Origin of the sequence: Marinobacterium arenosum (assembly GCF_019795155.1) — a bacterium.
GTDB classification, from domain to species: domain Bacteria; phylum Pseudomonadota; class Gammaproteobacteria; order Pseudomonadales; family Balneatricaceae; genus Marinobacterium_C; species Marinobacterium_C arenosum.
In genome coordinates this window covers 1-12,102 of sequence record NZ_JAILYN010000046.1, presented here as the reverse complement: position 1 = coordinate 12,102, position 12,102 = coordinate 1, and the positions used below count along the sequence as shown (strand labels likewise).

Annotated in this window: 7 protein-coding genes and 1 other RNA gene; 1 reads left to right on the top strand and 7 read right to left on the bottom strand. The window is 55.5% G+C overall.

The window, feature by feature from the left end; all coding sequences use genetic code 11:
- Window positions 1-399 precede the first annotated feature (399 nt).
- The 6 genes from K6T12_RS17115 to K6T12_RS17090 form a co-directional block, all read right to left on the bottom strand.
- Window positions 400-984: a hypothetical protein gene (locus tag K6T12_RS17115; RefSeq protein ID WP_222224093.1), complete on the bottom strand. Its 585-nt coding sequence runs from the start codon at window positions 982-984 to the stop codon at window positions 400-402.
- A gap of 61 nt (window positions 985-1,045) precedes the next feature.
- Complete coding sequence (locus K6T12_RS17110) at window positions 1,046-1,813, bottom strand: M48 family metallopeptidase (protein ID WP_222224092.1); 768 nt, start codon at window positions 1,811-1,813, stop codon at window positions 1,046-1,048.
- Window positions 1,810-4,932, bottom strand: a complete 3,123-nt coding sequence (locus tag K6T12_RS17105; RefSeq protein ID WP_222224091.1) for a type I restriction endonuclease subunit R — start codon at window positions 4,930-4,932, stop codon at window positions 1,810-1,812. Before K6T12_RS17105 ends, K6T12_RS17110 begins: the two co-directional genes overlap by 4 nt.
- A gap of 98 nt (window positions 4,933-5,030) precedes the next feature.
- Window positions 5,031-6,074 carry a PDDEXK nuclease domain-containing protein gene (locus K6T12_RS17100; RefSeq protein ID WP_222224090.1) on the bottom strand — a complete coding sequence of 348 codons (1,044 nt, stop codon included), beginning with the start codon at window positions 6,072-6,074 and terminating at the stop codon, window positions 5,031-5,033.
- Entirely contained in the window at window positions 6,071-7,402 is a 1,332-nt protein-coding gene (locus K6T12_RS17095; RefSeq protein WP_222224089.1) for a restriction endonuclease subunit S, read from the bottom strand. The genes K6T12_RS17100 and K6T12_RS17095 overlap by 4 nt, the downstream gene beginning before the upstream one ends.
- Window positions 7,399-10,167, bottom strand: coding sequence for an HsdM family class I SAM-dependent methyltransferase (locus K6T12_RS17090; protein ID WP_222224088.1), 2,769 nt, complete (start codon window positions 10,165-10,167; stop codon window positions 7,399-7,401). Before K6T12_RS17090 ends, K6T12_RS17095 begins: the two co-directional genes overlap by 4 nt.
- A gap of 140 nt (window positions 10,168-10,307) precedes the next feature.
- Here K6T12_RS17090 and K6T12_RS17085 point away from each other — a divergent pair, with 140 nt between their 5' ends.
- Entirely contained in the window at window positions 10,308-10,544 is a 237-nt protein-coding gene (locus K6T12_RS17085) for a hypothetical protein (protein ID WP_222224087.1), read from the top strand.
- A gap of 105 nt (window positions 10,545-10,649) precedes the next feature.
- Here K6T12_RS17085 and K6T12_RS17080 read toward each other — a convergent pair.
- Window positions 10,650-10,775: non-coding RNA, RtT sRNA (locus tag K6T12_RS17080), on the bottom strand.
- Between the last annotated feature and the right edge of the window lie 1,327 nt (window positions 10,776-12,102).

Genomic DNA, 12,102 nt, shown 5'->3' with positions numbered 1-12,102 from the left:
AGGGCTCTTACCTGCCGGCACCCGCATCAGTGTTCGCGGAAATGTTTGCAGCTTTCAGGTTCGCATTCAGACGCGAACCAGTCGCCACTGTACGCAGAGAAGTACGCACAAAACTGATACGCATTCAGGTGCGCATCAACAGAGGCTAACACTAGCGTTACCCCCTTACGCGCAGACAAAATAGTCAGAGCAGTTGCAGGTGCAACTGCTTCAGGATGCTCTCAAGCAAACCTGCTCTGTGCCTACCTCGTCCACTGTGCCGCAGTCGTGATCAGGAGAACCATCATCCAGTGTCAGTTGCTGGCGCTGGAAGGACTCGGTTGCCGAGTACAGTCATTGGCGCAGGTGTTGTCACGGCGATGTGACCTACTGGGGTGATACCCACTCGGAGCAAGCGCCTTAAGGCCACCGTTCCTCAATCAGCTCGCCCTCGGGGCTGTAGCAGTAGGTGATCCGGGCAAAGTGAAAGCGGATATCACTGCCGGTTGCGATGAACTCACCGTCGCAGCCGGGATGAATAAAGCCGGAGGGTTTACTGCCTACATACGAGAATGTTCCATCCGTCTCCAGGCTATAGTCGCCGGTGAATGACTGCAGGCGTCGACTGCCGCAGACCAGACAAGCCTCATCCCCTCGGCGTTTTTCAATTATGACCAAGCGCTGTATCAAGGATTTTCTTCTCTCTTCAAGCCATTCCCTGTGCCCTTGATGGCTGTTGAAAGTCCGCATGAACAAGCGCTTAATCCAGGTATTTGTTAGCTGAGCCAACTCGGCATCGATCCCTTCAAGCTCCTGCTGTGTCCGGGGCGAATCCTCAAAGTGCTCCACCGGCCGCAGTGCGGCACAGGTTTCACACCAGCCGAGAGTGCTGTAAACCGGCACTTCAACGTCACTGTCCAGATAAACTCGATGCTTGTTCAACTGCGCTGGAGACCAGCCTTCGCCGCATTTATTGCAGGTCAGATTAATATGGGGGACGGACATCCTTGTGCTCCTTCAGTTAATCAACGCCATGCCTGTTGTCGCCACTACTTCCTGCTAGCGCTCAACGGCGTCTGATAAATCCTTCATTCTGCCCTCCCTGGTCCCTGTTCGCCGCTTCGCTCGGGTTAATCGTCTCCAACGGCAGGGCGTTGAGTTCATCCCGTGCCGTGCGCCAGCTTGGGTAGTGCTCATCCAAAATGGCCGTGAACCGTTCGCTGTGGGTTGGTTCCACCAGATGCGCCACTTCATGTAGCACGATGTAGTCCAGCAGCTCCTTGGGCTTCTTCACCAACTCGGTATTCAGGCGGATGTTACCGGCCCGGTGGTTGCAGCTGCCCCATTTGGTTTTCATCTTCTGCAGATAGTAACCGGCAACCTTTACACCCAGCCGTTGCTCCCACTTCTGGATCAGGGGCTGCACCGCTTTATGCAGCAGCTGCTTGTGCCAGTTATGGATCACCTCGGCACGCTTGGCGTGATCGCTGCCTGGCCGCACGGTCAGCAGGATGCGAGTATGGTTCCAGGTGACACCGGGCTTGGTGTCCTTTTCTTCCACTTCGAGCAGGTAGCGCTGGCCCCACAGGTACAGGCTTTCCCGTGTTATGTACTGGCGAGGCTCTTCCCGTGTCTGCTGCTGCAGCTTGGCCTGTTGGTCCCGAATCCAGCCCAGTTTGGTGATGGCATAGGCGCGGGCCACATCCAGCCGGGTACTGGTCGGGGCCACCAGCGTGACTTCGCCATCGGGCGGGTGGACGCTGAGATGTACGTTCTTCACCGCCTTGCGGGTAACCTGAATCCTGACCTCGCCCAGCTCGATCAACTCGGTCATTGATAGCCTTCCTGCTGTTTGATCAGCTCAAACAGCGCCAGCGTGGCTTCACGGTTTTTGCCCATGATCGGGTGCAGCGCATTGAGTACCTGTTTTTCACGGGTCTCGTCACCTTTCCAGTTGGCCGGTGCCTGTTCACGCATGGCGCGGTCGATCTCAAGGGTAATCTGCACCAGGTCATTTTCCTCGCCATCCTCTCCATCGCGTACCTCCCAGGTCGGGACTGCCAACACCAAGATATCCGGCAGGTTGTTGTAGAGGGTTTGGGCCTCTCGGTTACCCTCAAGCGCAGCCGGTATGGCCGTGTCACCTTTACCACTGGTCATGTTTTTGACCAGCTCTTCGGCACGTTGCAGAAACTCCTGGTAGGTCAGGGTCTGTTTGCGCCAGTCCAGAATCAGGTCATCCAGCAGCTTGGAGATCTTCTCGTAGAAACGCGGATCGGTGAGCTGATCGCGGATAATGGTCTTGCGCACGTTGTTGATGATGCCCTCGGCCACCGCGTTCTTCGACAGTTTGCCCTTTGAGTTCAGCTTCTTGGCAATGGCATCGTGTACGCCGGTTTCGATGATCAGCTCAACCAGCGAGTAGCTGTCTACAGCGCCCAAGTCAGTCGCCTGATCTGCTTGAATGTAGGTATTGATCAGGTGGCGCATGTCAGCCTCAAACGGCTTGATATCCAGCTCTTCACCGGAGTAGTGCTTGATGGCGTCGCGGACCTCGGCAAAGAATGCGGTTTCGCGGTTCAGCTTATCGATCTCGTTGGCCGGATAACCGGCCTCTTCCAGGTGCTGGGACACATCCGAGAAGGCACGGATGAACGCCGCTGTGGCCTTGTAGAAGGTGATACGGAGCGCTTCTGTTTCCTCCAGCGCCTTGGGGTCGTTGATGTCGCCGCAGAAGGTATGAATGTAATCCTCGATTTCGCGCGGCGGCAGCACCGGCTCACACAGATACATCAACGCCTCGCGGGCTTCTTCCAGCTTGCGGCAGCCCTCTTCCAGCCAGTTTTTCAGCTCCACGTTGTTTTCAGCAACACCGCCACCGCTATCCAAGTCCAGTTCATCCGAGCTGTAAACCGAAATGGCGTTCTGCACATCACCGAAGAGATGAACAAAATCAACGATATGACCGTATTCCTTGTCCTCGCCATCCAGCCGGTTGGTGCGGCAGATCGCCTGGAACAGGTTGTGGTCACGCAGTTCGTTGTCGAGATAGATATAGGTGCAGGAGGGCGCATCAAAACCGGTCAGCAGCTTGCTCACCACAATCAGCAGCTTCAGGCTGGCGGGCTCTTCCTTGAAACGTCGCTTCATCTCCTCTTCATACTGCTTGGTGCCCGGATAATCCTTCAACACATACTGGGTGTAGGTATCAAATTTGTACCGCTCGTCACTGTCGGCCGGTTCGCGGGAGATGGCGTTATGGTTCGGCTCGAATGAAGTAATGATGCCGCAGTACTTGCCGAAGCTGGTGCCCTGCAGCAGCCGGAAGTAATGGCAGGCATCGTAGATGGAGGCGGCCACCAGTATGGCCGTGCCCCGGTTGTTGTTCAGGCGCGGCTTGAGGCTGAAATCTTCGATGATGTTGGCAATGATCCGCTCCTTGCGCTCTTTGGCACTCATCAGCTCTTCCAGCTTGGCCCAACGCTTACGCAGCGCCGCCTTCTGGTAGTTGTTCAGGTTTTTGGTTTTTTCTTCAAACCAGTTATCAATCGACTTTTGAGAGGTCAGCCGCTGGGGTACATCGCGGGCTTCATACTTGAGGTCCAGCACCACGCCATCGGCCACGGCCTGCGGGAACTTGTAGGTGTGAATGTAGCGGCCAAATACCTCGCGGGTGGTTTGCTTGTCCTTGCGCAGCAGCGGCGTACCGGTAAAGCCGATAAAGATGGCGTCTTCCAGCCAGCGCTTCATCTGCTTGTTCATGCGCCCGCCCTGGGTACGGTGGCACTCATCCACAAATACATAGAAGCGGCCATGAAGCGGCGGTGGCGGGCCATCCAGATCACTGGGATCGAACTTGTGTACCAGCGCACACAACAGGCGGGGAGTGGTGGCACCCAGCTTGCTGACCAGCTGTGCCCGTGAGGCGATGCGTGGTGAAGGGTCATCCTCGCCGACCACTCCGGCGTTGCGCATCACGCCTTCGATCTGCTTGTCCAGCTCGTCACGGTCGGTCACCACCAGCACGCGGGCTTCGGGATCATGCTCCATCAGCCACTTGGCCAGCAGCACCATCAGGATGCTTTTGCCACTGCCCTGGGTATGCCAGATGACACCGCCTTCACGTTCGGCGATGCGTGTTTGCGCGGCCTTGATACCGGCATACTGGTGCTGGCGCGGCACTTTTTTCAGCCCTCCATCAAAGATGATGAAGTTGTAGATCAGATCCAGCAGCCGTGTCTTATCGCAGATCTGCGCCAGCGGCTGGTCCAGCAGGGTGCCTGGCGTGCGCTTGCCGCTGTTGGATTCATCCTTCCACTGCACATAGAACTGTTCCGGTGTGCCGGTGGTACCGTATCTCAAACCCTGGGAGTCGTTACCGGCCAGCAGCAGTTGCGAGGTGGCGAAGAAGTCCCGATTGAAAATCTTTTCCTGATTGCTGATCAGCTGGCGTATGCCATCTCCCACTTCCACCGAGCTGCGCTTCAGCTCGATCACGGCAATGGCGATACCGTTCAGGTAGATCACCAGATCGGGGCGGCGCTCATGCCCGCCTTTGAGCGTGACCTCTTCCACCAGGGCAAAGTCATTGCGCTCCGGGTGTTCCCAGTCGATCAGCTTTACATCTTCATGGGGTTTACCGGGCGACAGCAGTACCTTGATTGGGTAACGCAGCAGGTTATACACGCGCATATTGGCCTGATAGAGCGTATCGCTGCCCACCTCCGCCGCTGTTTGCAGCTTTAACAGCGCAGCGGCGACATGCTGATCGGAGTAGCCGCGACGGCGCAGGCTGGCGCTGAGGAATTCCGGCTCTATGCAGCGGTTTTCTTCGCGCTTGCTCCAGTCACCGAGGAAGCCATACCCCAGGCCTCCTTCTTCAACCGGTGCGGTGAACAGCTCCACCACACGGTTTTGGGTTTTGCGTTCCGGGCGAGGTACAGCGTAAGTCATGGCATCCTCTCCTATGACGGGGTGTCGTTAGTCCTGTTCGCGGCTCAACCTGAGCGCGCATTGATAATAAATTCATGCAGTTGGGCCAACAGGCCTGATTAATCTGCTTTCCCGGGCTGCAGTTCTCGTTCAATCTGTTCAATGCTGGGCAGGTCGGTTTCCAGCTCGGCAGGCAGGGCTTCCTGCAGCTTGTATTCGGCAATGCCCATCGGCTGGCTCTTGTCGCTCAGCGCGTATTCGGCCACCACCTTGTTTTTACTCTTGCACAGCAACAGGCCGATGCTGGCGTTATCCTGATCGCCCTTGATCTGTCGGTCTACGGCGGTGAGGTAGAAGCCCAGCTGCCCCAGATGTTCGGGTTTGAACTTACCGGTCTTGAGTTCAATGACCACATAGCAGCGCAGCTTCAGATGATAGAACAGCAGGTCGATGAAGAACTCTTCGCCGCCCACGTCCAGCAGCACCTGACGCCCGACAAAGGCAAAACCTGCACCCAGCTCCAGCAGGAACTCGGTGACATGGCGCACCAGTGCGCTTTCGACAGCACGTTCCTGCGCCTCTTCGCCGAGATTGAGGAAATCAAAGCGGTAGGGGTCTTTCAGTGATTCACGGGCCAGATCCGACTGGGCCTTGGGCAGACGTGCCTCGAAGTTGGTCACGGCCTTGCCCTGGCGCTCCAGCAGACCGGATTCGATCTGCATCACCAGCACATTGCGCGACCAGTTGTGTTCCAGCGTCGCCTGAGCGTAGGCCAGCCGCTGGGCGCTGTCTTTCAGCTTGCTCAACAGCACCAGATTGTGGCCCCAGGGCAATTGTCCAACAGCCTGTTGGACAATCTCGACATCCGGCCAGGCTTCGGCAAAAGCGCGCATATACATGAGGTTGGAGCGGGAAAAGCCCTTCATATCCGGGAAAGCGGTGCGCAGATCGTGTACCAGACGCTCGATCACCTTGGCCCCCCAGCCCTGCTCGGCCTGCCGTTGCAGAATATCCTGCCCGATCTGCCAGTACAGCTGAATCAGCTCCCGATTCACCGCCAGGCTGGCGCGTTGCTGGGCATGGTGAATACGGCTCTTCAGGTCGGTCAGCCAGTCGCTGTAACCGTCCGGCGGCGTGGTCAGGGATACCGGCTTGTTACTCATACCAGACGCGTCCTCCCGGTCAGCAGCTCCTGCATCATGCCCTGTTTCAGCTCGGCGGTTTTACTGCGGCGCTGTTCGAGGGCTTGGATTTCGGTGTCCATGTCAGAAATTACGGCGGCAATTGCCTCTTGCTCACTCTGTTTTGGAAATTTCATTTTCAACGACAGTAGTGCAGGCTTGGATATATTTTTCATACTGCCGCTTGTACCGGTTGCCATCTCTCGCAAAGCGTTGCGGTACGATGGACTGCATAGCATGTAACTCATCCATTTTACGCAAACACCAGCACTCTTCTTAAACTGCGCCATCCAAATACGATCTGGTAAATAAATCCAATTCAGATCATCGCTGACATAAGCTGTTTCGCCGACCAAGTTGGGGGTGTTCATCCGGCTTATTAGAATTGTGTCTTTCTTGGGTGTAAGGGTGGCGCGAGAGAGGTCCTTATCTACAATCACCTTTGTTTCGGTGATATCGAGAGTCCCGTTTTCGAGTGCAGATGTTTTCAGTACTGAAGGCCTGCCTTCGATAGACATATCGGTCGTGGAGTTAACGCTAACACCCGCGTCTAGTTTTTCAATGACTTCTCCAAGCTGCCTTGTTACCCACTCCCCCTCAAAACCCGGCAGGCGGGTTTCGCCGGTAAGGAGCTGCTGCATGGCGGCCTGTTTGATATCGCGCTTTTTGGCGATCAAGCGATCCAGTTCTTCCAGTAGGACATCCATATCGCTTAGGGCTGTGGCGATGGCGCTTTGATCTTTTTCTGGAGGAATAGGCACTTTAACAGCAGCAAGGGCTTTAGCGCTGATGTGAACGACTGCATCCCCCTGTCCCTTACTTGATTTCTGGCGAACTGCCGGCGGAGCATTGAGTACATAACCAAGAAACGCAGGGATCATTTTACGCTGTCGAAGTATAACAATGTCGCCGCCAGCATATGCCTCATCTTCGCTGATAAAAGCAACGGCTTTCCCTATTTCAGATTTTGTTTCACCTGAGCCAGCAAAAAGCACATCACCTATGTGCAACCGCCTCGCAGTCTTGGCGACCTCCTGCGAAATATGGCTAACATAAGATCTAACTATATCATTGTGATGCGTATATATTTCACCATATCGGATGCAGGGTATATTTCCGCTGGTGCTATCACTTCGCTTGACCCCTTGGCCCTTGTAGAAGACACCAATTTCACTAAGTGGCCATACACTCCAATCCTCAGGAATCACGCCAACCTCAGTCTGCTTATACCCCACCGGCACCGCCGGAATCTCCGCCACAAACTCATACCCCGGCGACACTTCCTGCACACCCATCACCTTCTTGTTCATGCCCAGCGTGCTCCCATCTTTTTCAGATGCTCATCCACTTTGGCCGACAGGGTGTCTACCCGCTGGGTCAGTTCAGGGAGTGGCGTGGCATAACGGTCAGCCAGCTGGCGCACGCGGCCGGTGAGGGTCTGGGATACGCGCTCCAGCTCGTTCTGTACCGAGGTTTCCAGTGCGGCGAGCCACTTGTCATCCACCACCAGGGTTTTGATCTCGTCGACGCTGAGTTTGGCGTACTGGTCGTAGGCGAGCTGATCCAGCGCGGCGTCTTTCTCCTTGATCGTTTTCTTCAGTTCGGTCTGCTGGTCGATCAGCGCCAGATAGTCGGCAATGACTTTAAGGTCGGTGAGCTGTTCGCGCAGCGGCTCAACGGACAACTGTGCCCGGTAGTCGGCTTCAAGCTCGGTCAGCAGTGCCTTGAGCTGCTTGCTGTGCTGTTTGCAGGCCTTGTCGGTGTCGATATAGCTGGCCAGCACCGATTTTTCACCGCCGCTGTCAGTGCAGTCGTGGCGGTCTTTGACATCCTTGAGCACCAGCTTGCCCTTGGCATTTTTCAGCGGCGTCACGAAAACGTGGCTGCTCAGCTCGGTCAGCTCTGCCTCGGTGGCATCCAGGTCGGCTTTCAGGCCGGTGTAATGGGCGTATTTTGCGGGAGCATCTTCTTTCAGGGCGTCCAGCATGGCCTGAATAAAGGCTTCCTGTGCATCGCCCTTGCTGGATACATCGCGCAGTGCGCCTTCATCACCGCCGTGCTCCTCTTCCAGCTCGGTCAATCGGCTGCTGGCGCTGTCCAGCTCGGCCTGCAGGGCATCCAGCGCGGCCTGCTCGTCGGCAAAGTAACGCGCCACGATGTAGGGTTTGGGGATCAGGTCGCAGGCCCAGCCCTTGTCTTTGGTCTGGCCCTTTTTCTTGCCGCTGGTGATCTCTTCAACAATACGCTTGGGTTCGGCGACCCAGCCATCGGCGGTGATCTCGTAGGCATCGTCCTGCAGGGTGTCGGCCCAGTAATCCATCAGGTGCTGGTAGATATCGTAGGGGTTGAGCAGGGGCGCCTTGCGGAAGCTGTCCAGCAGGTCTTCACCCACCTCAGTGATCAGCTCCTTGGGGTTGTCATCGATATCGAAGTCTTTGAACACCGGGGTGTTGCGCGTGCGCCACTGGGCAAAAAGGCCATCAACAGTGCTGCGAAAACCGGCAAACTCGGGGTGCTGCAGAATGGCGGTTTTGAGTGCGCCGGGGTCCACTGCAAGGTCGGCATAGCCTGGGTGGGCATTGGCAGTGAACAGCGCCTGACGCAACCCCGGCAACGCCTGCCAGTAGGCCGACAGACCCGGAATGGGCGGCAGGGCGTTGGCATCACCGTCGATATCGCGCACGGGAATGCCGCCGTTCAGATGGGCATGAATATCGTGCAGGTCTTCCGGCTCGCTGGTGTCGATATAGCGCGGCAGGTTGAGGTTGTAATCGTTCCTGGCATCGGTGATCTCGTCAAAGGGCACCATGCGCGCATAGCCGGGCACGCTGTTGAGCTTGTTGAAGGTATCCACAATGCGGTGGATATCCTGCTCGCGCAGCCGGTTCTTGTTGCCATCCTTGATGAAGCCCTTGGCGGCATCGATCATAAAGATGCCTTTGCGTGCCTGCGCATTCTCCTTGTCCAACACCAGAATGCAGGCGGGGATGCCGGTGCCGTAAAACAGGTTGGCAGGCAGGCCGATGATGCCTTTCAGATAGCCGGAGCGCACCAGCTGCTGGCGAATCACGGCCTCGGCATTGCCACGGAATAGCACGCCGTGAGGCAGAATCACCGCCGCTTTGCCGGTGCTGTTCATGGAGCGGATCACATGCAGCAGGTAGGCGTAATCCCCCTGCTTGGCCGGTGGCACACCCCAGCTGAAACGCTGGTAGGGGTCATCGTCCACGGCGATGCCGGTACTCCAGGCCTTGTCCGAAAACGGCGGGTTGGCGACCACGTAGTCATAGGTGCGCAGCTGCTCGCCATCTTTGAACTTGGGATTGGCGAGGGTGTTGCCCTGTACGATGTTGGCGGTCGGGAAGTCGTGCAGGATCATGTTCATGCGCGCCAGACCGGCGGTGCTGACATCCTTTTCCTGTCCCTCAAGGGTAATGTGCTTGCCGGCCTCGGCGGCCACCTTCAACAGCAGGGAGCCGGAGCCACAGGTCGGGTCATAGGCCACGGTGCGGGCGGTGGTGTTGTGCGGCCCTATGCCCAGCACCTGCGCCAGAATGCGGCTTACTTCGGAGGGGGTATAGAACTGCCCCTTGCTCTTGCCGCTCTCGCTGGCGAAGTGACGCATCAGGTATTCGTAGGCATCGCCCAGAATATCGTCATGCTCGGCCCGGTTCTTGGCGAAATTAAGCTCGGGCTTCTGAAAGATGGAGATGAGATCGGTCAGGCGATCGACCATCGCCTTGCCTTCGCCCAGCTTGTTGGGGTCGTTGAAGTCCGGGAAGTCGCTGCGTGACAGGCGATCGTTGGCCTCGATCAGCGGCTGAATGATCTGCGTGTTGATCTTGTCACCGATATCCGCCTTGCCCTTGAGCTGGACCATATCGTGGAAGCTGGCGCCGTCAGGGATAGTAACCGGCGGGGCAAAGTCATCCGAATCCGCATACTTGTCGGTGATGTATTTGATGAACAGCATAAACAGGACATAGTCCTTGTACTGTGAAGCGTCCATGCCGCCACGCAGAGCATCGCATGAGGCCCAAAGAGACGAGTACAGTTCCGATTTTTTGATGGCCATTCAGTGTTCCCGAGTTGTCGCTGTAATGTTGTTCGGCATCATATCAAATGGACGCGAACAGGTAGCCGCAACAGGGAAGAATATTCAGACCACCGGGGACCTGATCAGTCGCTTGGGTATGGTAGGGCGAATGAGAAACGATGAGTGCAGCAACGAGGGGAGACGCAATGCCAGAGTTTGAGCAATACGACAAGGATCATGCCGAAATTGTGGCTATGATGAAGTCTTACTCGATTGAGAATCAAATGCTTATCTTGTGTATCCGACAAGAAGATCTGCTGGTGCCGCCTGAGGTATACCTGGACAGGCTTTATAGCGTCGAAACGATTGAAGATGCCCGGCAGCTCAGGGCATTGCAGAAACCTCATCAAAGGTAACAATGGCGAGCCGAACACCGCTTTTGCAGTCTCGCAAATTCTGGAAGCAGATTTTGGAATTCTATATTTTTTAAGTGGTTACTTACACGGGAGTACTAGAAAAAGTGGCGCGCCCGGCGGGATTACTCGGCTTCGCCTCGCCCTTCGGGTCGTTGCCTTCGGCAACATGGTCTCGCTTCGCTCGGCTCGAACCCCATCGGGGCTTCTCAACCCTCCAGGCACAGGCAGCTCTGAATTTGCATCGAGCAAGTGATTATTTCGGGAGAGCTTGGAAAAAGTGGCGCGCCTGGAGGGATTCAGGAGCCCTCGGTATCACACATAATGCATTGAATTATAAGGCCAATAACGAGCCGTGCGCCAGCAAAAGCAACACAATGTGATACCGAAAGTGATACCCAAGAGTAAAACACCCCTCCGAATCTGCTAGCGAAGTGTCTTGAGCTGAATCCAGTCGATCAAACCACCCTCTGGATCAGCAGAGCAACCAGTGCCCTTGAAAGACAATGCTTAGTTACGCGAACTGATGAGCTGCTATAGTATCCATCTCAGTCTAAGGGCATTTGCTTAAGGATGACCAAATGAAAAAACGCGCCCCGAAAAGTAAAGATACTACCGGCAACGAAGGCAAGTCCTCCGGCTCAGGGAAGCGAATACAGATAAGCAACAAGAAGGACAGAGGGCGAAATATCGTTGGTGATAGTGACAGAGCCAGTGATGGTGTGTCCGACACTCTAAAGCCTCCACCCCGTCCTGATCAGTAAGCCGAGCCATGACCCCTAAAGACATTACCGATGGACATTGGACCCACTTGTTTTCTGTGCGCCGATCTATTCGCTATCACATGCGACGACAGGCGTACTATGAACGTTCCCACCGTGTAGCGACTGCTACTGCGGTAATATTTGGTTCAGCTACGGTTGTAGGAGCCCTGCAATCCCTTAATCCAGCACTCCTAGCCTCTTGTGCTGCATTAGTTTCCGTAACCTCCACAGTGGACTTGATTGCCGGACATGCTCAGAAAGCATGGCTCCACGCAGACTTGAAACGGCGCTTCATTGAGTTAGAAAAGACTCAGTTGATGGGGGGTATGACGGATGACACCAACTTGGTCGAATTGCACTGCGCAAGGATAATGATTGAGGCTGAAGAGCCTCCGATATACAGGGCGTTAGATGTACGCTGTCACAACGAGACAGTGCAAGCGGAGGGCTTGAAAGAAGAACACACCAAACAACTTCCTTGGCTCCAGCGAATTACGGCGCAATGGTACTCGTGGTAGCCCCAACCACTTAGTAAATCAAACAAAAATTGGCAGAAAAATCAGAGAGGCCGATACCGTGGTGTAGTGAAGTTGTACTTCCCCCATATCCCCGTACCTCTTTTCGAAGAAGAAGACCTTCGAGCAAATCAATCACCAAACCACATTGATTTATCTCGACCCTGTAAATAATTCTGTGTAACTGCCAAGGTTAAATATAGTCCGCCAAGCGGTCTTCAAATTCGATCATAAAGCGGTTCAGGGCAGCCTTCCAGTTCCTGATGGGCATTGTCCATTTTT

Coding starts and splice junctions, on each gene's coding strand:
- K6T12_RS17115 (WP_222224093.1), bottom strand. CDS start 984: ATGTCCGTCCCCCATATTAATCTGACCTGCAATAAATGCGGCGAAGGC.
- K6T12_RS17110 (WP_222224092.1), bottom strand. CDS start 1,813: ATGACCGAGTTGATCGAGCTGGGCGAGGTCAGGATTCAGGTTACCCGC.
- K6T12_RS17105 (WP_222224091.1), bottom strand. CDS start 4,932: ATGACTTACGCTGTACCTCGCCCGGAACGCAAAACCCAAAACCGTGTG.
- K6T12_RS17100 (WP_222224090.1), bottom strand. CDS start 6,074: ATGAGTAACAAGCCGGTATCCCTGACCACGCCGCCGGACGGTTACAGC.
- K6T12_RS17095 (WP_222224089.1), bottom strand. CDS start 7,402: ATGAACAAGAAGGTGATGGGTGTGCAGGAAGTGTCGCCGGGGTATGAG.
- K6T12_RS17090 (WP_222224088.1), bottom strand. CDS start 10,167: ATGGCCATCAAAAAATCGGAACTGTACTCGTCTCTTTGGGCCTCATGC.
- K6T12_RS17085 (WP_222224087.1), top strand. CDS start 10,308: ATGAGTGCAGCAACGAGGGGAGACGCAATGCCAGAGTTTGAGCAATAC.